Genomic DNA, 17,548 nt, shown 5'->3' with positions numbered 1-17,548 from the left:
AGGCGCCCGGTGGGTTTCTTCCCCCGGACCCGCGGTCATCAGGGCCGCAGCCCCTAGCAGGGATTCTCCTTCGGGAGAGCTGTGTGAGCGGGACTGCGACACGCCCGACCACGGGGGTCGGAGGAAGTAGAAAAAAGGGCCTCCCGGGAGCCAGAGCGTTCGAGACAAAGGACTACTAAGTAGCCATGGCGGGACAGAAGATCCGCATCCGGCTCAAGGCCTACGACCACGAGGTCATCGACTCTTCGGCGAAGAAGATCGTCGAGACGGTGACTCGAACTGGTGCGTCGGTCGCGGGCCCGGTGCCGCTGCCCACTGAGAAGAACGTGTACTGCGTCATCAAGTCGCCGCACAAGTACAAGGACTCGCGCGAGCACTTCGAGATGCGCACGCACAAGCGTTTGATCGACATCCTCGACCCGACGCCCAAGACCGTTGACTCGCTGATGCGCCTGGACCTTCCGGCCGGCGTTGACATCGAGATCAAGCTCTGAAGGGCGCGGAGAAGATGACCAAGCAGATCAAGGGCATCCTGGGCGAGAAGCTCGGCATGACCCAGGTCTGGGACGAGAACAACCGTGTCGTCCCGGTGACCGTGGTCAAGGCCGGGCCCTGCGTCGTTACCCAGGTCCGTACGAATGACAGCGACGGCTACGAGTCGGTCCAGATCGCCTTCGGCGAGATCGACCCTCGCAAGGTGAACAAGCCCCTCAAGGGCCACTTCGCCAAGGCCGACGTGACCCCCCGTCGCCACCTCGTCGAGATCCGTACCGCTGAGGCCAGCGCGTACACCCTCGGCCAGGAGCTGACTGCCGAGACGTTCGAGGCCGGTATCAAGGTCGACGTCACCGGCAAGAGCAAGGGCAAGGGCTTCGCCGGTGTGATGAAGCGTCACAACTTCCACGGCGGCAAGGCCTCCCACGGTGCCCACCGCGTGCACCGCAAGCCCGGTTCCATCGGTGGCTGTGCCACCCCCGGCCGTGTCTTCAAGGGCATGCGCATGGCGGGTCGTATGGGCAACGAGCGGGTCACCACCCAGAACCTGACCGTCCACGCCGTTGACGCGGAGAAGGGCCTGCTCCTCATCAAGGGCGCGGTTCCTGGTCCGAACGGCGGCCTCGTCCTGGTCCGTACTGCGGCCAAGGGGGCCTGAGGTAACCCATGAGCACCATTGACATCCTTTCGCCGGCAGGCGACAAGACCGGGACGGTCGAGCTCCCCGCGGAGATCTTCGACGTCGAGAAGATCAGCATTCCGCTGATCCACCAGGTCGTCGTCGCCCAGCTGGCCGCTGCCCGCCAGGGCACGCACAAGACCAAGCGTCGCGGCGAAGTCCGCGGTGGCGGCAAGAAGCCGTACCGCCAGAAGGGCACCGGCCGCGCGCGCCAGGGTTCGACCCGTGCGCCGCAGTTCGCCGGTGGTGGCGTCGTCCACGGCCCGCAGCCGCGTGACTACTCGCAGCGCACGCCCAAGAAGATGAAGGCTGCCGCTCTGCGTCACGCCCTCACCGACCGGGCGCGCAACTCCCGCATCCACGTCGTCTCCGGCGTGGTCGAGGGCGAGGTCTCGACGAAGGCCGCGAAGAGCCTGCTCGGCAAGGTCAGTGAGCGCAAGAACGTGCTCCTGGTCATCGAGCGCTCGGACGAGACTTCGCTGCTCTCCGCCCGCAACCTGCCCCAGGTCCACATCCTGGAGCCGGGCCAGCTGAACACGTACGACGTGCTCGTGTCGGACGACGTGGTCTTCACCAAGGCCGCGTTCGAGTCCTTCGTGTCCGGCCCGAAGGCCACTGACACCGAAGGGAGCGAAGCCTGATGGCCATCCGTCACCAGAGCATCGCGTCCAAGGCTGCGAAGGCCGCCAAGGCCGCGCGTGTCGCCAAGGCGAAGCGCATCGCGACCGAGGGCAAGATCGCCGTTGAGCCCACCCCGCTGAGCAAGTCCTTCTCGGACCCGCGCGACGTCCTCGTCAAGCCGGTCGTCTCCGAGAAGTCGTACGCGCTGCTCGACGAGGGCAAGTACACGTTCATCGTGGCCCCTGGCGCCAACAAGACCCAGATCAAGCAGGCCGTCGAAGCGGTCTTCTCGGTCAAGGTCGCCGGCGTCAACACGATCAACCGTCAGGGCAAGCGGAAGCGTACGCGCACCGGTTTCGGCAAGCGTGCCGACACCAAGCGCGCCATCGTGACCCTTGCTGAGGGCGACCGTATCGACATCTTCGGCCAGGCCTCCTAACGGAGCGCCCTGGTCCGAATATCGGACGAGGACTGAGAAATGGGAATCCGCAAGTACAAGCCGACTACGCCGGGCCGCCGTGGCTCCTCCGTAGCCGACTTCGTCGAGGTAACGCGGTCCACGCCGGAGAAGTCGCTGGTTCGCCCGCTGCACAGCAAGGGCGGCCGTAACAACGCCGGTCGGATCACCGTTCGCCACCAGGGTGGCGGACACAAGCGCGCCTTCCGCGTGATCGACTTCCGTCGTCACGACAAGGACGGTGTGCCGGCCAAGGTCGCGCACATCGAGTACGACCCCAACCGCACCGCGCGCATCGCGCTGCTGCACTACGCGGACGGCGAGAAGCGCTACATCCTCGCCCCGCGCGGTACGCAGCAGGGTGACCGGATTGAGAGCGGCCCTGGCGCCGACATCAAGCCCGGCAACAACATGGCGCTGCGCAACATCCCGGTCGGTACGACCCTCCACGCCATCGAGCTGCGGCCCGGCGGCGGCGCGAAGTTCGCCCGCTCCGCGGGTGCCTCCGTGCAGCTGCTCGCGAAGGAAGGCGCCATGGCGCACCTTCGCATGCCGTCCGGTGAGATCCGTCTGGTCGACGTCCGCTGCCGCGCCACCATTGGCGAGGTCGGCAACGCCGAGCAGTCGAACATCAACTGGGGCAAGGCCGGCCGTATGCGCTGGAAGGGCGTTCGCCCGACCGTGCGTGGTGTCGTGATGAACCCGGTCGACCACCCGCACGGTGGTGGTGAAGGCAAGACCTCCGGTGGACGTCACCCGGTCTCGCCGTGGGGTCAGAAGGAGGGTCGTACTCGTGATCGCAACAAGGCGAGCAACAAGTACATCGTCCGTCGCCGCAAGTCGAACAAGAAGCGCTAGGAGCGGGTTTAGATGCCGCGCAGTCTCAAGAAGGGGCCCTTCGTCGATGACCACCTCGTAAAGAAGGTGGACGTCCAGAACGAAGCCGGCACCAAGAACGTCATCAAGACCTGGTCCCGTCGCTCGATGATCGTCCCCAGCATGCTGGGTCACACCATCGCGGTGCACAACGGCAAGACCCACATCCCGGTGTTCGTCACCGAGTCGATGGTCGGCCACAAGCTCGGCGAGTTCTCGCCGACTCGCACCTTCCGCGGCCACGTCAAGGACGACCGGAAGTCGAAGCGCCGCTAGCGCGGGGTGGAAACGACTATGACTAACACCGAAGGGACAACCATGGAAGCCAGGGCCCAGGCGCGGTACATCCGCGTCACGCCCATGAAGGCCCGCCGCGTGGTGGACCTCATCCGTGGCATGGATGCCACGGAGGCTCAGGCGGTCCTGCGTTTCGCCCCGCAGGCCGCGAGCGTGCCGGTCGGCAAGGTGCTGGACAGCGCCATTGCCAACGCCGCGCACAACTACGACCACTCTGACGCTTCTTCGCTGGTCATCAGCGAGGCGTTCGTGGATGAGGGTCCGACCCTGAAGCGGTTCCGTCCGCGTGCTCAGGGCCGTGCCTACCGGATCCGTAAGCGGACCAGCCACATCACCGTGGTCGTCAGCAGCAAGGAAGGAACCCGGTAATGGGCCAGAAGGTAAACCCGCACGGGTTCCGGCTCGGTGTCACGACCGACTTCAAGTCGCGTTGGTACGCCGACAAGCTGTACAAGGACTACGTCAAGGAAGACGTCGCCATCCGTCGGATGATGACGTCCGGCATGGAGCGCGCCGGCATCTCGAAGGTTGAGATCGAGCGCACCCGTGACCGCGTGCGTGTGGACATCCACACCGCACGTCCCGGCATCGTCATCGGCCGCCGTGGCGCCGAGGCCGACCGCATCCGCGGCGACCTCGAGAAGCTCACGGGCAAGCAGGTCCAGCTGAACATCCTCGAGGTCAAGAACCCCGAGGTCGACGCTCAGCTCGTGGCCCAGGCCGTCGCGGAGCAGCTGTCCTCCCGCGTCTCCTTCCGTCGCGCCATGCGTAAGAGCATGCAGTCGGCGATGAAGGCGGGCGCCAAGGGCATCAAGATCCAGTGTGGTGGCCGTCTCGGCGGCGCCGAGATGTCGCGCTCGGAGTTCTACCGCGAGGGCCGCGTGCCCCTGCACACGCTCCGTGCCAACGTCGACTACGGCTTCTTCGAGGCCAAGACGACCTTCGGCCGCATCGGCGTGAAGGTCTGGATCTACAAGGGCGACGTCAAGAACATCGCCGAGGTCCGCGCCGAGAACGCCGCGGCCCGTGCGGGTAACCGCCCGGCCCGTGGTGGTGGCGGCAACGACCGTCCGGCCCGTGGTGGCCGGGGTGGCGAGCGTGGCGGCCGCGGCCGCAAGCCGCAGCAGCAGTCGGCGCCGGCTGCCGAGGCCCCCAAGGCCGACGCTCCCGCCGCTGCCGCTCCGGCTGCTGAGAGCACCGGAACGGAGGCCTGACCGAAATGCTGATCCCCCGTAGGGTCAAGCACCGCAAGCAGCACCACCCGAAGCGCAGCGGTATGTCCAAGGGTGGGACGCAGGTTGCGTTCGGCGAGTACGGCATTCAGGCCCTCACTCCGGCGTACGTGACCAACCGCCAGATCGAGGCGGCGCGTATCGCGATGACCCGCCACATCAAGCGTGGCGGCAAGGTCTGGATCAACATCTACCCGGACCGTCCGCTCACCAAGAAGCCTGCCGAGACCCGCATGGGTTCCGGTAAGGGTTCTCCCGAGTGGTGGATCGCGAACGTCAAGCCGGGTCGGGTGATGTTCGAGCTGTCCTACCCGAACGAGAAGATTGCTCGTGAGGCGCTCACCCGCGCTGCTCACAAGCTTCCGATGAAGTGCCGCATCGTTCGGCGCGAGGCAGGTGAGTCGTGATGTCGGCCGGTACCAAGGCGTCCGAGCTGCGCGAACTGGGCGACGAGGAGCTTCTCAACAAGCTCCGCGAAGCCAAGGAAGAGCTGTTCAACCTCCGCTTCCAGGCGGCGACGGGTCAGCTCGAGAACCACGGTCGGCTGAAGGCCGTCCGTAAGGACATCGCGCGGATCTACACCCTGATGCGTGAGCGCGAGCTGGGCATCGAGACGGTGGAGAGCGCCTGATGAGCGAGAGCAACGTGACTGAAGAGACGAAGGCCGCCCGCGGCTTCCGCAAGACCCGTCAGGGTCTTGTCGTCAGCGACAAGATGGACAAGACCGTCGTCGTCGCTGTCGAGGACCGCGTGACCCACGCGCTGTACGGCAAGGTCATCCGCCGTACGAACAAGCTCAAGGCGCACGACGAGCAGAACGCTGCCGGCGTCGGCGACCGCGTCCTCCTGATGGAGACGCGTCCGCTGTCGGCGACCAAGCGCTGGCGCATCGTCGAGATCCTCGAGAAGGCCAAGTAGGTAATTCCCGCAAGGGAATTCCAACAAGTACAGCTCCGAGGGGCACCCCCCTCGGAGTTCGTTCCGCCAGGCTCCCGGGGCAGTTCGCTGAACTGCCCCGGGGGAACCGGCAGACAATCAGGAGATAGACGTGATCCAGCAGGAGTCGCGACTTCGCGTCGCCGACAACACGGGTGCGAAGGAAATTCTCACCATTCGTGTTCTCGGTGGCTCGGGTCGCCGCTACGCGGGCATCGGTGACGTCATCGTCGCCACCGTCAAGGACGCGATCCCCGGTGGCAACGTGAAGAAGGGTGACGTCGTCAAGGCGGTCATCGTTCGCACCGTCAAGGAGCGCCGCCGTCCGGACGGCTCGTACATCCGCTTCGACGAGAACGCCGCCGTCATTCTGAAGAACGACGGCGACCCTCGCGGCACCCGTATCTTCGGCCCTGTCGGCCGTGAGCTGCGCGAGAAGAAGTTCATGAAGATCATCTCGCTCGCGCCGGAGGTGCTGTAAGCATGAAGATCAAGAAGGGCGACCTGGTCCAGGTCATCACCGGTAAGGACAAGGGCAAGCAGGGCAAGGTCATTGCCGCTTTCCCGCGCGACGAGCGCATCCTGGTCGAGGGTGTCAACCGGGTCAAGAAGCACACGAAGGCCGGCCCGACCGCCAGCGGCTCGCAGGCCGGCGGCATCGTGACCACCGAGGCCCCCGTCCACGTCTCCAACGTCCAGCTGGTCGTGGAGAAGGACGGCAACAAGGTTGTCACGCGTGTCGGTTACCGCTTCGACGACGAGGGCAACAAGATCCGCGTTGCCAAGCGGACGGGTGAGGACATCTGATGACGACCACCACCACTCCGCGTCTCAAGACGAAGTACCGCGAGGAGATCGCGGCCAAGCTGCAGGAAGAGTTCTCGTACGAGAACGTCATGCAGACGCCGGGCCTCGTCAAGATCGTGGTCAACATGGGTGTCGGCGACGCCGCCCGTGACTCGAAGCTCATGGACGGTGCCGTCCGTGACCTGACCACCATCACGGGTCAGAAGCCGGCCATCACCAAGGCCCGGAAGTCCATCGCGCAGTTCAAGCTGCGCGAGGGTCAGCCGATCGGCTGCCACGTCACGCTCCGTGGCGACCGCATGTGGGAGTTCCTGGACCGCACCCTGTCGCTCGCGCTTCCGCGCATCCGCGACTTCCGTGGTCTGTCCCCCAAGCAGTTCGACGGCCGTGGCAACTACACCTTCGGTCTCACGGAGCAGGTCATGTTCCACGAGATCGACCAGGACAAGATCGACCGCGTCCGGGGTATGGACATCACCGTGGTGACCACGGCGACCAACGACGCTGAGGGCCGTGCGCTCCTTCGTCACCTCGGCTTCCCGTTCAAGGAGGCGTAAGCGAGATGGCGAAGAAGGCTCTGATTGCCAAGGCTGCTCGTAAGCCCAAGTTCGGTGTGCGTGCGTACACCCGCTGCCAGCGCTGCGGCCGTCCGCACTCCGTCTACCGCAAGTTCGGCCTCTGCCGCGTGTGCCTTCGTGAGATGGCTCACCGTGGCGAGCTGCCGGGCGTGACCAAGAGCTCCTGGTAGTCCTTCTCCGGACTGCCTGGATCTCTCGGTAAGTAAAGGGTTGGCAGATGCCGTCCTCCACATGGCTTAGGCTAGGAGGGTTGGGCGTCTGCCGCCCTGACCGACTTACTACGCCGTAGGTCCCCGCACCGCACCCGTCCTGCCTCTGAGTGGGGAGAGGGATGGCGCACATAGGAAACCCCGGCGAGAGAGGCCGAAGGCCAATTCATGACCATGACTGATCCGATCGCGGACATGCTGACTCGTCTGCGTAACGCGAACTCGGCGTACCACGACACCGTGGCTATGCCGCACAGCAAGATCAAGTCTCACATCGCGGAGATCCTCCAGCAGGAGGGCTTCATCACGGGCTGGAAGGTCGAGGACGCCGAGGTTGGCAAGAACCTCGTCCTCGAGCTGAAGTTCGGCCCGAACCGTGAGCGCTCCATTGCGGGCATCAAGCGGATCTCCAAGCCCGGTCTCCGGGTTTACGCGAAGTCCACCAACCTGCCGAAGGTCCTCGGCGGCCTCGGCGTGGCGATCATCTCCACGTCGCACGGTCTCCTGACCGGCCAGCAGGCAGGCAAGAAGGGCGTAGGTGGGGAAGTCCTCGCCTACGTCTGGTAGTCGGGAACGGAGGAATAGCTAATGTCGCGTATTGGCAAGCTCCCCATCACGGTTCCCGCCGGCGTGGACGTCACCATCGATGGCCAGACGGTTGCGGTCAAGGGTCCCAAGGGCTCCCTGAACCACACGATCGTCGCGCCGATCGAGATCGCTAAGGGTGAGGACGGCGTCCTGAACGTCACCCGCCCGAACGACGAGCGTCAGAACAAGGCCCTGCACGGCCTGTCCCGCACGCTGGTGGCGAACATGATCACCGGCGTGACCCAGGGTTACGTGAAGAAGCTCGAAATCAGCGGTGTCGGTTACCGCGTCCTGGCGAAGGGCTCCAACCTGGAGTTCTCGCTCGGCTACAGCCACTCGATCCTGATCGAGGCGCCCGAGGGCATCTCCTTCAAGGTCGAATCGGCGACCAAGTTCTCGGTCGAGGGCATCGACAAGCAGAAGGTCGGCGAGGTTGCGGCCAACATCCGCAAGCTGCGCAAGCCTGACCCGTACAAGGCCAAGGGCGTCAAGTACGAAGGCGAAGTCATCCGCCGCAAGGTCGGAAAGGCGGGTAAGTAAGCCATGGCATACGGTGTCAAGATTGCTAAGGGCGACGCTTACAAGCGTGCTGCCATCAAGCGTCGTCACATCCGCATCCGTAAGCACATCTCGGGTACGGCTGAGCGTCCGCGCCTGGTCGTGACGCGCTCCAACCGCCACATCGTGGCCCAGGTCATCGACGACATCAAGGGTCACACCCTTGCGTCGGCCTCGACCCTGGACACCACGATCCGCGGCGCCGAGGGCGACAAGTCCGCGCAGGCCAAGTCGGTCGGCGCCCTGGTCGCCGAGCGCGCCAAGGCTGCCGGTGTCGAGACTGTCGTGTTCGACCGTGGTGGTAACCAGTACGCCGGGCGCATCGCAGCCCTGGCGGACGCCGCCCGCGAAGCCGGACTCAAGTTCTGAGTCGTCCGTCGCGCAGCGACAGTGTCACTGCGTAGCTAGCGGAAACAGAGAGAGGTAATTCCAATGGCTGGACCCCAGCGCCGCGGTGGCGGTGCCGGTGGCGGCGAGCGGCGGGACCGGAAGGGTCGCGACGGTGGCGCTGCCGCCGAGAAGACCGCATACGTTGAGCGCGTTGTCGCGATCAACCGTGTCGCCAAGGTTGTGAAGGGTGGTCGTCGCTTCAGCTTCACCGCGCTGGTCGTGGTGGGCGATGGTGACGGCACCGTAGGTGTCGGTTACGGCAAGGCCAAGGAGGTGCCGGCCGCCATCGCCAAGGGTGTTGAGGAGGCCAAGAAGCACTTCTTCAAGGTCCCCCGTATCCAGGGCACCATCCCGCACCCGATCACGGGCGAGAAGGCCGCGGGCGTCGTCCTGCTCAAGCCTGCTTCCCCCGGTACCGGCGTTATCGCCGGTGGCCCGGTGCGTGCTGTGCTCGAGTGCGCCGGCGTTCACGACATCCTGTCGAAGTCGCTCGGTTCGTCGAACGCGATCAACATCGTGCACGCGACCGTCGCGGCCCTCAAGGGTCTGCAGCGTCCCGAGGAGATCGCGGCTCGCCGTGGTCTGCCCCTCGAGGACGTCGCTCCCGCGGCTCTGCTGCGGGCGCGTGCCGGGGCTGGTGCTGCGTAATGGCACAGCTCAAGGTCACGCAGATCAAGTCGTACATCGGCAGCAAGCAGAACCACCGCGACACCCTGCGCTCCCTTGGTCTCAAGGGCATCAACACGCAGGTCGTCAAGGAGGACCGCCCCGAGTTCCGCGGAATGGTTCACACCGTCCGCCACCTCGTGACGGTTGAGGAGGTCGACTGACATGGCGGAGCAGAACCCGCTGAAGGTCCACAACCTCCGGCCCGCCCCGGGCGCCAAGACCGCCAAGACCCGTGTGGGTCGTGGTGAGGCGTCCAAGGGTAAGACCGCTGGTCGTGGTACCAAGGGCACCAAGGCCCGTTACCAGGTTCCGGAGCGCTTCGAGGGTGGCCAGATGCCCCTCCACATGCGTCTCCCGAAGCTCAAGGGCTTCAGGAACCCGTTCAAGACCGAGTTCCAGGTCGTGAACCTCGACAAGCTGAGCGCGCTGTTCCCCGAGGGTGGCGAGGTCACCGTCGAGGCCCTCGTGGCCAAGGGTGCGGTTCGCAAGAACAGCCTCGTCAAGGTCCTCGGCCAGGGTGAGGTCACCGTGGCGCTGCAGGTGACGGTTGACGCCGTCTCCGGCTCCGCCAAGGAGAAGATCACCGCCGCCGGCGGTACTGTCACCGAGCTCGTCTGATTCATCAAGACGTGTCGATGACATGAGCGATTCCCAGCCGGGGATGCCCCACAAAAGGGGCATCCCCGGTTGGTCGTTCCAAGGGGGGCACGGTCGCCGGTAAGGTGGCGTGCACTGTCTAAGCTCCGTGCGGTCTGCCCGCACGGTTTTGTTGACTGATACGTATTCGTCGAACCTCAAGACCACCACCTCTGGCGCACGCGCGCGGGGGTCGCAGGAGGCACCGTGCTCACCGCGTTCGCCCGGGCGTTCAAGACGCCCGACCTGCGCAAGAAGCTGCTCTTCACGCTCGGCATCATCGTGATCTACCGGCTGGGGACGCATATCCCCATCCCCGGTGTCAGCTACAAGAACGTCCAGACGTGCATCGACAACCAGAGCCAGAACCAGGGCTTGTTCGGTCTCGTCAACATGTTCAGCGGTGGCGCACTGCTGCAGATCACGATCTTCGCGCTCGGCATCATGCCGTACATCACCGCGAGCATCATCCTGCAGCTGCTGACCGTGGTGATCCCGCGGCTCGAGGCCCTCAAGAAGGAGGGCCAGGCCGGTACGGCGAAGATCACGCAGTACACGCGCTATCTGACCATCGCGCTCGCGATCCTCCAGGGCACCGGCCTGGTGGCGACCGCCCGCACCGGCACCCTCTTCCAGGGCTGCCCCGTCGCCAGCGAGATCGTTCCGGACCAGTCGATCTTCGTCACCATCACCATGGTGATCACGATGACCGCGGGTACGGCGTGCGTCATGTGGCTCGGTGAGCTCATCACCGACCGCGGCATCGGCAACGGCATGTCGATCCTGATGTTCATCTCGATCGCCGCGACCTTCCCGAGCGCCCTGTGGGCCATCAAGCAGCAGGGTGACCTGGCGGACGGCTGGATCGAGTTCGGCACCGTCATCGCGGTCGGTCTCGTCATGGTCGGCCTGGTGGTCTTCGTCGAGCAGGCGCAGCGGCGCATTCCGGTCCAGTACGCGAAGCGAATGATCGGCCGAAGGTCCTACGGCGGTACGTCGACGTACATCCCGCTGAAGGTGAACCAGGCAGGCATCATCCCTGTGATCTTCGCCTCGTCGCTGCTCTACATTCCGGCTCTCGTCGCCCAGTTCGCGGGCGGCAATTCCGGATGGAAGCAGTGGATCGAGGCGAACCTGACCACGGGTGATCACCCGATTTATATCGCCACGTACTTCATCCTGATCGTCTTCTTCGCCTTCTTCTACGTCGCGATTTCCTTCAACCCCGAGGAAGTCGCCGACAACATGAAGAAGTATGGTGGCTTCATCCCGGGCATCCGGGCTGGCCGTCCTACCGCTGAGTATCTGAGTTACGTACTCAACCGGATCACGTGGCCGGGTTCGCTGTACCTGGGTCTGATCGCTCTTGTGCCGACGATGGCGTTGGTGGGCTTCGGGGCAAACCAGAACTTCCCCTTCGGCGGGACGAGCATCCTCATCATCGTGGGTGTGGGTCTGGAGACCGTGAAGCAGATCGAGAGCCAGCTCCAGCAGCGCAATTACGAAGGGTTCCTCCGCTGATGCGAATCGTCCTCGTCGGGCCGCCCGGTGCGGGCAAGGGAACGCAGGCCGCGTTCCTCGCCACGAATCTGTCGATCCCGCACATCTCCACGGGCGACCTCTTCCGTGCCAACATCAGCCAGGGCACGGAGCTCGGCAAGCGCGCGAAGGCGTTCATCACCGAGGGCAACCTGGTTCCCGACGAGGTCACCATCGGCATGGCCCACGACCGCATGGCGCAGCCGGACGCCGAGCACGGCTTCCTGCTCGACGGTTTCCCGCGGAACGTGTCGCAGGCCGAGGCCCTGGACGAGTTGCTCAAGGCTGACGGGCAGAAGCTCGACGCGGTGCTCGACCTCGAGGTCCCCGAGGACGAGGTGGTCGAGCGCATCGCCGGCCGCCGCATCTGCCGGAACGATTCGAGCCACGTCTTCCACGTGACGTACAGCAAGCCGAAGGTCGAGGGCGTCTGCGACGTCTGCGGCGGTGAGCTCTACACGCGCGGTGACGACCAGGAAGAGACCGTGCGCAAGCGGCTCGACGTGTACCACCGCGAGACCGAGCCGATCATCGACCACTACAAGGCCCAGGGCCTGGTGGTCACGATCTCCGCGCTCGGCAAGGTGGACGAGGTCACCAAGCGCGCGATGGCCGCGCTCAAGGGTGACAAGTAGCCAGTACGCCGGTTCGGCCGCGGTGCCCCTCGGGGGACCGCGGCCGTACTGTTGTGTACGTAGGCGGTTGTTGGACGGATGACGGAGAGCGGAAGCCCCATGGTGCAGATCAAGACCCCCGAGCAGATCGCGAAGATGCGTGAGGCGGGCCTTGTCGTCGCCGCCATCCACGCCGCGACGCGTGAGGCCGCGGTGCCCGGCGCGACCACGAAGGATCTGGACGACGTCGCCCGCAAGGTCATCGCCGAGCACGGGGCCAAGTCGAACTTCCTCGGGTACGGCGGCTTCCCCGCCACGATCTGCACCTCGGTCAACGAGGTCGTCGTGCACGGCATCCCGGACGACAAGACCGTCCTGAAGGACGGCGACATCATCTCCATCGATGCCGGCGCCATCATCGAGGGCTGGCACGGTGACGCCGCGTACACCGCCTTCGTGGGCTCCGGTCACGCCCCCGAGCTGGTCGAGCTCTCCCGGGTGACCGAGGAGTCGATGTGGGCCGGCATCGCCGCCATGAAGCAGGGCAACCGGCTCGTCGACATCTCCCGGGCCATCGAGACGTACATCCGCCGCCAGCCGAAGCCGGGCGGCGGCAAGTACGGCATCGTCGAGGACTACGGCGGCCATGGCATCGGCACCGAGATGCACATGGACCCGCACCTCCTGAACTACGTCGAGCGGCGCCGCGGCAAGGGCCCCAAGCTGGTCCCCGGCCTCTGCCTCGCCATCGAGCCCATGGTCTCCCTCGGCACCCCCCGCACGGAGGTCCTGGAGGACGACTGGACCGTCATCACGACGGACGGCACCTGGTCCTCCCACTGGGAGCACTCCATCGCCCTCACCGAGGAGGGCCCCCTGGTCCTGACATCCCCGGACTGCGGCAAGGCAAAGCTGGCGGAGTACGGGATCACCACGGCGCCGGATCCGCTGGGCTGAGACTCGGTGCGTCGGGGGCCCCGTTGCTTAAGGATCTTCTGCATGGGGCAGACTTTCCCGATTCGTCTTTCCGAGTGCGCTGACGTAGACTGACGCGTCGGCTCTCGTGCATCCGTGTGTCTCCATGCGGCGCACGAAGTCGATCAAGGTAGTCGATTCGAAGGGCGAAGCGTGGCCAAGAAGCAAGGTGCCATCGAGATCGAAGGCACTGTCGTCGAGTCTCTCCCGAACGCCATGTTCAAGGTGGAGCTCCAGAACGGCCACCAGGTCCTGGCACACATCAGCGGCAAGATGCGCATGCACTACATCCGCATCCTCCCTGACGACCGGGTCGTGGTGGAGCTGTCTCCGTACGACCTGACGCGTGGCCGGATCGTCTACCGGTACAAGTAGATCTTGCCCGCATCCCGCTCACGCGGGGTGGAGGCACTGACCCGGAGAACCTCACCCAATGAAGGTCAAGCCGAGCGTCAAGAAGATCTGCGACAAGTGCAGGGTGATCCGCCGTCACGGCCGGGTCATGATCATCTGCGACAACCCGCGCCACAAGCAGCGCCAGGGCTGACGCACGACTGCAGTTCGCAGAGTTTCGCGCGACGCACGTAATCAATACGCAGAGCACGTCCCTCTTCAGATCCATAGGTAATGGAGGGCGACACCCCCGGTCGGAGGCCGGGGACCCAGTACGTACCAACGCTTCTCCCAGGAGAAGGGGACGGCGGCTGGGAGTGGTTCTGCCGAAGACCTCCGAAGAATCAACAGGAGCCATGAATGGCACGCGTTGAAGGCGTTGACCTCCCGCGCGAAAAGCGCATCGAGGTCGCCCTCACCTACGTGTTCGGCATCGGCCGCACGCTGGCCCAGCAGACGCTGGACGCCACCGAGGTGGACCGCAACACCCGCGTCCGCGACCTGACCGAGGAAGACCTCGTCAAGATCCGCGAGTACGTGGACGCCAACATCAAGACCGAGGGTGACCTCCGCCGCGAGATCCAGGCCGACATCCGCCGCAAGGTCGAGATCGGCTGCTACGCGGGTATCCGTCACCGTCGTGGCCTGCCCGTCCGCGGTCAGCGCACCAGCACGAACGCCCGCACCCGCAAGGGCCCGCGTCGCGCCATCGCCGGTAAGAAGAAGCCGGGCAAGAAGTAGTCCTCGCTCAGCGGTCTATCGACAGCTGACGCTGCAGGACCGACCACCTCCCGTAGGAGTTATAGATGCCCCCCAAGGGTCGTCAGGGCGCTGCCAAGAAGGTGCGCCGCAAGGAAAAGAAGAACGTCGCTCACGGGCACGCTCACATCAAGAGCACGTTCAACAACACGATCGTGTCCATCACGGACCCGACCGGCAACGTGATCTCGTGGGCCTCCGCCGGCCACGTCGGTTTCAAGGGCTCGCGCAAGTCCACGCCGTTCGCCGCGCAGATGGCCGCCGAGTCGGCTGCCCGTCGCGCGCAGGAGCACGGCATGCGCAAGGTCGACGTCTTCGTCAAGGGTCCCGGCTCCGGCCGTGAGACCGCGATCCGTTCGCTTCAGGCGACCGGTCTTGAGGTCGGCTCGATCCAGGACGTGACGCCCACGCCGCACAACGGCTGCCGTCCGCCCAAGCGTCGCCGCGTCTGATCCGTCGGCACGTCGCTTGACCTGAGGTTCCGGGCGGTACGGCTCTTCCGAGCCGTATCGCCCGTACCCTTGTAGCAGTAACACCATGGGGCTCAGCCCCGGGCAGGGCATCAAATAGTGGGTGCCCCTGACTGAAGGAAACACTTCATGCTGATCGCTCAGCGTCCCTCGTTGACCGAAGAGGTCGTCGACGAATTCCGCTCCCGGTTCGTGATCGAGCCGCTGGAGCCGGGCTTCGGTTACACCCTCGGCAACTCCCTCCGCCGTACGCTCCTCTCGTCGATCCCCGGCGCTGCTGTCACCAGCATCCGCATCGACGGTGTCCTGCACGAGTTCACCACCGTGCCGGGCGTCAAGGAGGACGTCACCGACCTGATCCTCAACATCAAGCAGCTGGTCGTCTCCTCGGAGCACGACGAGCCCGTCGTGATGTACCTGCGCAAGCAGGGCCCGGGTCTGGTCACCGCCGCCGACATCGCGCCCCCGGCCGGTGTCGAGGTGCACAACCCCGACCTCGTCCTCGCCACGCTCAACGGCAAGGGCAAGCTGGAGATGGAGCTGACCGTCGAGCGCGGTCGCGGCTACGTCTCCGCCGTGCAGAACAAGCAGGTCGGCCAGGAGATCGGCCGTATCCCGGTCGACTCGATCTACTCGCCGGTGCTCAAGGTCACGTACAAGGTCGAGGCGACCCGTGTCGAGCAGCGCACCGACTTCGACAAGCTGATCGTCGACGTCGAGACCAAGCAGGCCATGCGCCCGCGTGACGCCATGGCGTCGGCGGGCAAGACCCTGGTCGAGCTGTTCGGCCTGGCGCGCGAGCTCAACATCGACGCCGAGGGCATCGACATGGGCCCCTCGCCGACGGACGCGGCCCTGGCCGCTGATCTCGCCCTGCCGATCGAGGAGCTCGAGCTCACCGTTCGGTCGTACAACTGCCTCAAGCGCGAGGGCATCCACTCCGTGGGTGAGCTCGTGGCCCGCTCCGAGGCGGACCTGCTCGACATCCGCAACTTCGGTGCGAAGTCGATCGACGAGGTCAAGATGAAGCTGAACGGCATGGGCCTCGCGCTCAAGGACTCGCCTCCCGGCTTCGACCCGACCGCCGCGGCCGACGCCTTCGGCGCCGACGACGACGCTGACGCCGGCTTCGTCGAGACCGAGCAGTACTGACCGGTCCGATTTTCGCTGCGGGGCCGTTGTGGCTGGTCGCGCAGTTCCCCGCGCCCCTTCGGGGCTCGGAATCCACTGACCCCGGTACCTGATACGGCCGGGGCAGACATCAAGGAGAAACACCATGCCGAAGCCTGCCAAGGGTGCCCGTCTGGGCGGCAGCGCCGCGCACGAGAAGCTGCTGCTCGCGAACCTCGCCAAGCAGCTCTTCGAGTACGGCCGCATCACCACCACCGAGGCGAAGGCCCGTCGCCTGCGTCCGTACGCGGAGCGTCTGGTCACCAAGGCGAAGAAGGGTGACCTTCACAACCGCCGCCAGGTGCTGTCCGTCATCACCGACAAGAGCATCGTGCACACGCTCTTCACGGAGATCGGCCCGCGCTACGAGAACCGCCCCGGTGGTTACACCCGCATCACCAAGATCGGCAACCGTCGTGGCGACAACGCGCCCATGGCGGTCATCGAGCTGGTGGAGGCCCTGACCGTGGCCCAGAAGGCCACCGGTGAGGCCGAGGCCGCCACGAAGCGCGCCGCCAAGGACGCCGAGGCCGCCGACGCCAAGGTCGACACGACCAAGGCCGACGAGGCTCCGGCCGAGGAGTCGAAGGACGCGTAAGCGTTCTGCCGGGGGCTGTGCGTCTTCGGCTGCGGGCTCGTCGTGGCTGGTCACGCAGTTCCCCGCGCCCCTTCGGGGGCGATGCGGGTCCGTCCCTTGCCAGGGGCGGGCCCGCTTTTTGTTGCCTGAGAGGATCCAGGAGTGAGTGACGAAGCAGAGCCCGGGTTCGTCCGGGTACGTCTTGACCTGTCGTACGACGGCAAGGACTTCTCCGGCTGGGCCAAGCAGCGTGAGGGCAGGCGGACCGTCCAGGGGGAGATCGAGGCCGCGCTGCGGACCGTGACACGGTCGCGGGAGACGTACGAGCTGACCGTGGCGGGGCGGACCGACAGCGGGGTGCACGCGCGCGGGCAGGTCGCCCACGTCGACCTGCCGGAGGACGTGTGGGCCGAGCACCGGGACAAGCTCCTGCGCAGGCTCGCCGGGCGGCTGCCGCACGACGTGCGGATCTGGAAGGTCGCCGAGGCGCCCGCCGGGTTCAACGCGCGGTTCTCCGCCGTGTGGCGGCGTTACGCCTACCGCGTGACCGACCACCCGGGCGGCGTCGACCCGCTGCTGCGCGGCCATGTGCTGTGGCACGACTGGACGCTCGACCTCGACGCGATGAACGCCGCCGCCGAGCGGCTGATCGGCGAGCACGACTTCGCCGCGTACTGCAAGCGGCGTGAGGGTGCCACGACCATTCGTACGCTCCAGGAGCTGCGGTGGGAGCGGCGGGACGACGGCATCCTCGAAGCCACCGTCCGCGCCGACGCCTTCTGCCACAACATGGTGCGGTCGCTGGTCGGCGCCATGCTGTTCGTGGGCGACGGGCACCGGCCCGCGGAGTGGCCGGGCAAGGTGCTCGCGGCCGGGGTGCGGGACTCCGCCGTGCATGTCGTACGGCCGCACGGGCTCACGCTCGAAGAGGTCGGCTACCCCGCCGACGAGCTGCTCGCCGCGCGCAGCAAGGAAGCGCGGAACAAGCGGACGCTGCCCGGCGCCGGCTGCTGCTGAGCGCCG

Annotated in this window: 31 protein-coding genes; all 31 read left to right on the top strand. The window is 65.8% G+C overall.

What is annotated here, in order from left to right; translation table 11 throughout:
• Nucleotides 1-185 precede the first annotated feature (185 nt).
• The 31 genes from rpsJ to truA all read left to right on the top strand — a co-directional run bounded on the left by rpsJ (nucleotide 186) and on the right by truA (nucleotide 17,542).
• The gene (gene rpsJ, locus ACZ6JY_RS29060) at nucleotides 186-494 is read left to right on the top strand and encodes a 30S ribosomal protein S10 (protein WP_003948644.1); all 309 of its coding nucleotides are present in this window, start codon (nucleotides 186-188) and stop codon (nucleotides 492-494) included.
• 14 nt (nucleotides 495-508) lie between these two features.
• Nucleotides 509-1,153, top strand: a complete 645-nt coding sequence (gene rplC / locus ACZ6JY_RS29055; protein WP_447037982.1) for a 50S ribosomal protein L3 — start codon at nucleotides 509-511, stop codon at nucleotides 1,151-1,153.
• An 8-nt stretch (nucleotides 1,154-1,161) separates the two neighbouring features.
• Nucleotides 1,162-1,815 (top strand): 50S ribosomal protein L4, encoded by a 654-nt coding sequence (gene rplD, locus ACZ6JY_RS29050; RefSeq protein ID WP_469200450.1) that lies wholly within the window; start codon nucleotides 1,162-1,164, stop codon nucleotides 1,813-1,815.
• Nucleotides 1,815-2,234, top strand: coding sequence for a 50S ribosomal protein L23 (rplW, locus tag ACZ6JY_RS29045; protein ID WP_447037980.1), 420 nt, complete (start codon nucleotides 1,815-1,817; stop codon nucleotides 2,232-2,234). The genes rplD and rplW overlap by 1 nt, the downstream gene beginning before the upstream one ends.
• 39 nt (nucleotides 2,235-2,273) lie before the next feature.
• On the top strand, nucleotides 2,274-3,110 hold the full coding sequence (rplB, locus tag ACZ6JY_RS29040) for a 50S ribosomal protein L2 (RefSeq protein WP_361716676.1): 837 nt from the start codon (nucleotides 2,274-2,276) through the stop codon (nucleotides 3,108-3,110).
• A 12-nt stretch (nucleotides 3,111-3,122) separates the two neighbouring features.
• Nucleotides 3,123-3,404, top strand: coding sequence for a 30S ribosomal protein S19 (gene rpsS / locus ACZ6JY_RS29035; RefSeq protein WP_447037978.1), 282 nt, complete (start codon nucleotides 3,123-3,125; stop codon nucleotides 3,402-3,404).
• 42 nt (nucleotides 3,405-3,446) lie between these two features.
• Nucleotides 3,447-3,794 (top strand): 50S ribosomal protein L22, encoded by a 348-nt coding sequence (gene rplV, locus ACZ6JY_RS29030; RefSeq protein WP_199547356.1) that lies wholly within the window; start codon nucleotides 3,447-3,449, stop codon nucleotides 3,792-3,794.
• A complete protein-coding gene (rpsC, locus tag ACZ6JY_RS29025) occupies nucleotides 3,794-4,639 on the top strand; it encodes a 30S ribosomal protein S3 (RefSeq protein ID WP_469200447.1) in 846 nt (281 codons plus the stop codon). Before rplV ends, rpsC begins: the two co-directional genes overlap by 1 nt.
• Before the next feature lie 5 nt (nucleotides 4,640-4,644).
• Complete coding sequence (rplP, locus tag ACZ6JY_RS29020; RefSeq protein WP_014047785.1) at nucleotides 4,645-5,064, top strand: 50S ribosomal protein L16; 420 nt, start codon at nucleotides 4,645-4,647, stop codon at nucleotides 5,062-5,064.
• On the top strand, nucleotides 5,064-5,288 hold the full coding sequence (gene rpmC / locus ACZ6JY_RS29015) for a 50S ribosomal protein L29 (RefSeq protein ID WP_005481220.1): 225 nt from the start codon (nucleotides 5,064-5,066) through the stop codon (nucleotides 5,286-5,288). The genes rplP and rpmC overlap by 1 nt, the downstream gene beginning before the upstream one ends.
• Nucleotides 5,288-5,575 carry a 30S ribosomal protein S17 gene (gene rpsQ, locus ACZ6JY_RS29010; protein ID WP_150171090.1) on the top strand — a complete coding sequence of 96 codons (288 nt, stop codon included), beginning with the start codon at nucleotides 5,288-5,290 and terminating at the stop codon, nucleotides 5,573-5,575. Before rpmC ends, rpsQ begins: the two co-directional genes overlap by 1 nt.
• 130 nt (nucleotides 5,576-5,705) lie before the next feature.
• The gene (gene rplN, locus ACZ6JY_RS29005; RefSeq protein WP_003974257.1) at nucleotides 5,706-6,074 is read left to right on the top strand and encodes a 50S ribosomal protein L14; all 369 of its coding nucleotides are present in this window, start codon (nucleotides 5,706-5,708) and stop codon (nucleotides 6,072-6,074) included.
• Between the two features lie 2 nt (nucleotides 6,075-6,076).
• A complete protein-coding gene (gene rplX, locus ACZ6JY_RS29000) occupies nucleotides 6,077-6,400 on the top strand; it encodes a 50S ribosomal protein L24 (protein WP_469200444.1) in 324 nt (107 codons plus the stop codon).
• Nucleotides 6,400-6,957: a 50S ribosomal protein L5 gene (gene rplE, locus ACZ6JY_RS28995; protein WP_135332558.1), complete on the top strand. Its 558-nt coding sequence runs from the start codon at nucleotides 6,400-6,402 to the stop codon at nucleotides 6,955-6,957. The genes rplX and rplE overlap by 1 nt, the downstream gene beginning before the upstream one ends.
• Before the next feature lie 5 nt (nucleotides 6,958-6,962).
• On the top strand, nucleotides 6,963-7,148 hold the full coding sequence (locus ACZ6JY_RS28990) for a type Z 30S ribosomal protein S14 (RefSeq protein WP_003956452.1): 186 nt from the start codon (nucleotides 6,963-6,965) through the stop codon (nucleotides 7,146-7,148).
• Between the two features lie 207 nt (nucleotides 7,149-7,355).
• Nucleotides 7,356-7,754, top strand: a complete 399-nt coding sequence (rpsH, locus tag ACZ6JY_RS28985) for a 30S ribosomal protein S8 (protein WP_018528360.1) — start codon at nucleotides 7,356-7,358, stop codon at nucleotides 7,752-7,754.
• A 21-nt stretch (nucleotides 7,755-7,775) separates the two neighbouring features.
• A complete protein-coding gene (gene rplF / locus ACZ6JY_RS28980; RefSeq protein WP_469200441.1) occupies nucleotides 7,776-8,315 on the top strand; it encodes a 50S ribosomal protein L6 in 540 nt (179 codons plus the stop codon).
• 3 nt (nucleotides 8,316-8,318) lie between these two features.
• Nucleotides 8,319-8,702 (top strand): 50S ribosomal protein L18, encoded by a 384-nt coding sequence (gene rplR / locus ACZ6JY_RS28975; protein ID WP_398300201.1) that lies wholly within the window; start codon nucleotides 8,319-8,321, stop codon nucleotides 8,700-8,702.
• Nucleotides 8,703-8,765: 63 nt separating this feature from the next.
• Nucleotides 8,766-9,371: a 30S ribosomal protein S5 gene (gene rpsE, locus ACZ6JY_RS28970; RefSeq protein ID WP_389714785.1), complete on the top strand. Its 606-nt coding sequence runs from the start codon at nucleotides 8,766-8,768 to the stop codon at nucleotides 9,369-9,371.
• A complete protein-coding gene (gene rpmD, locus ACZ6JY_RS28965; protein ID WP_447037975.1) occupies nucleotides 9,371-9,553 on the top strand; it encodes a 50S ribosomal protein L30 in 183 nt (60 codons plus the stop codon). Before rpsE ends, rpmD begins: the two co-directional genes overlap by 1 nt.
• A 1-nt stretch (nucleotide 9,554) precedes the next feature.
• On the top strand, nucleotides 9,555-10,010 hold the full coding sequence (gene rplO / locus ACZ6JY_RS28960) for a 50S ribosomal protein L15 (protein ID WP_055553516.1): 456 nt from the start codon (nucleotides 9,555-9,557) through the stop codon (nucleotides 10,008-10,010).
• A 225-nt stretch (nucleotides 10,011-10,235) separates the two neighbouring features.
• Nucleotides 10,236-11,549, top strand: coding sequence for a preprotein translocase subunit SecY (secY, locus tag ACZ6JY_RS28955; protein WP_469200437.1), 1,314 nt, complete (start codon nucleotides 10,236-10,238; stop codon nucleotides 11,547-11,549).
• Nucleotides 11,549-12,202, top strand: coding sequence for an adenylate kinase (locus ACZ6JY_RS28950; protein WP_469200435.1), 654 nt, complete (start codon nucleotides 11,549-11,551; stop codon nucleotides 12,200-12,202). Before secY ends, ACZ6JY_RS28950 begins: the two co-directional genes overlap by 1 nt.
• Nucleotides 12,203-12,301: 99 nt before the next feature.
• A complete protein-coding gene (gene map / locus ACZ6JY_RS28945; protein ID WP_469200433.1) occupies nucleotides 12,302-13,138 on the top strand; it encodes a type I methionyl aminopeptidase in 837 nt (278 codons plus the stop codon).
• A gap of 171 nt (nucleotides 13,139-13,309) precedes the next feature.
• A complete protein-coding gene (gene infA / locus ACZ6JY_RS28940) occupies nucleotides 13,310-13,531 on the top strand; it encodes a translation initiation factor IF-1 (RefSeq protein ID WP_003948620.1) in 222 nt (73 codons plus the stop codon).
• A 58-nt stretch (nucleotides 13,532-13,589) separates the two neighbouring features.
• A complete protein-coding gene (gene rpmJ, locus ACZ6JY_RS28935; RefSeq protein WP_003948619.1) occupies nucleotides 13,590-13,703 on the top strand; it encodes a 50S ribosomal protein L36 in 114 nt (37 codons plus the stop codon).
• A gap of 206 nt (nucleotides 13,704-13,909) precedes the next feature.
• Nucleotides 13,910-14,290: a 30S ribosomal protein S13 gene (gene rpsM, locus ACZ6JY_RS28930; RefSeq protein WP_447037971.1), complete on the top strand. Its 381-nt coding sequence runs from the start codon at nucleotides 13,910-13,912 to the stop codon at nucleotides 14,288-14,290.
• Between the two features lie 65 nt (nucleotides 14,291-14,355).
• Nucleotides 14,356-14,760, top strand: coding sequence for a 30S ribosomal protein S11 (gene rpsK, locus ACZ6JY_RS28925; protein WP_003948617.1), 405 nt, complete (start codon nucleotides 14,356-14,358; stop codon nucleotides 14,758-14,760).
• A 147-nt stretch (nucleotides 14,761-14,907) separates the two neighbouring features.
• Complete coding sequence (locus ACZ6JY_RS28920; protein ID WP_016645160.1) at nucleotides 14,908-15,930, top strand: DNA-directed RNA polymerase subunit alpha; 1,023 nt, start codon at nucleotides 14,908-14,910, stop codon at nucleotides 15,928-15,930.
• 124 nt (nucleotides 15,931-16,054) lie between these two features.
• Nucleotides 16,055-16,546, top strand: a complete 492-nt coding sequence (gene rplQ / locus ACZ6JY_RS28915; RefSeq protein WP_469200429.1) for a 50S ribosomal protein L17 — start codon at nucleotides 16,055-16,057, stop codon at nucleotides 16,544-16,546.
• A gap of 141 nt (nucleotides 16,547-16,687) precedes the next feature.
• Nucleotides 16,688-17,542: a tRNA pseudouridine(38-40) synthase TruA gene (gene truA / locus ACZ6JY_RS28910; protein WP_469200427.1), complete on the top strand. Its 855-nt coding sequence runs from the start codon at nucleotides 16,688-16,690 to the stop codon at nucleotides 17,540-17,542.
• The last annotated feature ends 6 nt before the right edge of the window (nucleotides 17,543-17,548 follow it).

It is taken from the genome of Streptomyces sp. NPDC046335 (genome assembly GCF_055587985.1).
The sequence above is the reverse complement of the archived record's forward strand: the minus strand, read 5'-3'. Positions and strand labels throughout refer to the sequence as shown.

What these genes read in the sequence shown, in the direction of transcription:
- rpsJ (WP_003948644.1), top strand. Translation starts at nt 186, where the DNA reads ATGGCGGGACAGAAGATCCGCATCCGGCTCAAGGCCTACGACCACGAG.
- rplC (WP_447037982.1), top strand. Translation starts at nt 509, where the DNA reads ATGACCAAGCAGATCAAGGGCATCCTGGGCGAGAAGCTCGGCATGACC.
- rplD (WP_469200450.1), top strand. Translation starts at nt 1,162, where the DNA reads ATGAGCACCATTGACATCCTTTCGCCGGCAGGCGACAAGACCGGGACG.
- rplW (WP_447037980.1), top strand. Translation starts at nt 1,815, where the DNA reads ATGGCCATCCGTCACCAGAGCATCGCGTCCAAGGCTGCGAAGGCCGCC.
- rplB (WP_361716676.1), top strand. Translation starts at nt 2,274, where the DNA reads ATGGGAATCCGCAAGTACAAGCCGACTACGCCGGGCCGCCGTGGCTCC.
- rpsS (WP_447037978.1), top strand. Translation starts at nt 3,123, where the DNA reads ATGCCGCGCAGTCTCAAGAAGGGGCCCTTCGTCGATGACCACCTCGTA.
- rplV (WP_199547356.1), top strand. Translation starts at nt 3,447, where the DNA reads ATGGAAGCCAGGGCCCAGGCGCGGTACATCCGCGTCACGCCCATGAAG.
- rpsC (WP_469200447.1), top strand. Translation starts at nt 3,794, where the DNA reads ATGGGCCAGAAGGTAAACCCGCACGGGTTCCGGCTCGGTGTCACGACC.
- rplP (WP_014047785.1), top strand. Translation starts at nt 4,645, where the DNA reads ATGCTGATCCCCCGTAGGGTCAAGCACCGCAAGCAGCACCACCCGAAG.
- rpmC (WP_005481220.1), top strand. Translation starts at nt 5,064, where the DNA reads ATGTCGGCCGGTACCAAGGCGTCCGAGCTGCGCGAACTGGGCGACGAG.
- rpsQ (WP_150171090.1), top strand. Translation starts at nt 5,288, where the DNA reads ATGAGCGAGAGCAACGTGACTGAAGAGACGAAGGCCGCCCGCGGCTTC.
- rplX (WP_469200444.1), top strand. Translation starts at nt 6,077, where the DNA reads ATGAAGATCAAGAAGGGCGACCTGGTCCAGGTCATCACCGGTAAGGAC.
- rplE (WP_135332558.1), top strand. Translation starts at nt 6,400, where the DNA reads ATGACGACCACCACCACTCCGCGTCTCAAGACGAAGTACCGCGAGGAG.
- ACZ6JY_RS28990 (WP_003956452.1), top strand. Translation starts at nt 6,963, where the DNA reads ATGGCGAAGAAGGCTCTGATTGCCAAGGCTGCTCGTAAGCCCAAGTTC.
- rpsH (WP_018528360.1), top strand. Translation starts at nt 7,356, where the DNA reads ATGACCATGACTGATCCGATCGCGGACATGCTGACTCGTCTGCGTAAC.
- rplF (WP_469200441.1), top strand. Translation starts at nt 7,776, where the DNA reads ATGTCGCGTATTGGCAAGCTCCCCATCACGGTTCCCGCCGGCGTGGAC.
- rplR (WP_398300201.1), top strand. Translation starts at nt 8,319, where the DNA reads ATGGCATACGGTGTCAAGATTGCTAAGGGCGACGCTTACAAGCGTGCT.
- rpsE (WP_389714785.1), top strand. Translation starts at nt 8,766, where the DNA reads ATGGCTGGACCCCAGCGCCGCGGTGGCGGTGCCGGTGGCGGCGAGCGG.
- rpmD (WP_447037975.1), top strand. Translation starts at nt 9,371, where the DNA reads ATGGCACAGCTCAAGGTCACGCAGATCAAGTCGTACATCGGCAGCAAG.
- rplO (WP_055553516.1), top strand. Translation starts at nt 9,555, where the DNA reads ATGGCGGAGCAGAACCCGCTGAAGGTCCACAACCTCCGGCCCGCCCCG.
- ACZ6JY_RS28950 (WP_469200435.1), top strand. Translation starts at nt 11,549, where the DNA reads ATGCGAATCGTCCTCGTCGGGCCGCCCGGTGCGGGCAAGGGAACGCAG.
- map (WP_469200433.1), top strand. Translation starts at nt 12,302, where the DNA reads ATGGTGCAGATCAAGACCCCCGAGCAGATCGCGAAGATGCGTGAGGCG.
- rpmJ (WP_003948619.1), top strand. Translation starts at nt 13,590, where the DNA reads ATGAAGGTCAAGCCGAGCGTCAAGAAGATCTGCGACAAGTGCAGGGTG.
- rpsM (WP_447037971.1), top strand. Translation starts at nt 13,910, where the DNA reads ATGGCACGCGTTGAAGGCGTTGACCTCCCGCGCGAAAAGCGCATCGAG.
- rpsK (WP_003948617.1), top strand. Translation starts at nt 14,356, where the DNA reads ATGCCCCCCAAGGGTCGTCAGGGCGCTGCCAAGAAGGTGCGCCGCAAG.
- ACZ6JY_RS28920 (WP_016645160.1), top strand. Translation starts at nt 14,908, where the DNA reads ATGCTGATCGCTCAGCGTCCCTCGTTGACCGAAGAGGTCGTCGACGAA.
- rplQ (WP_469200429.1), top strand. Translation starts at nt 16,055, where the DNA reads ATGCCGAAGCCTGCCAAGGGTGCCCGTCTGGGCGGCAGCGCCGCGCAC.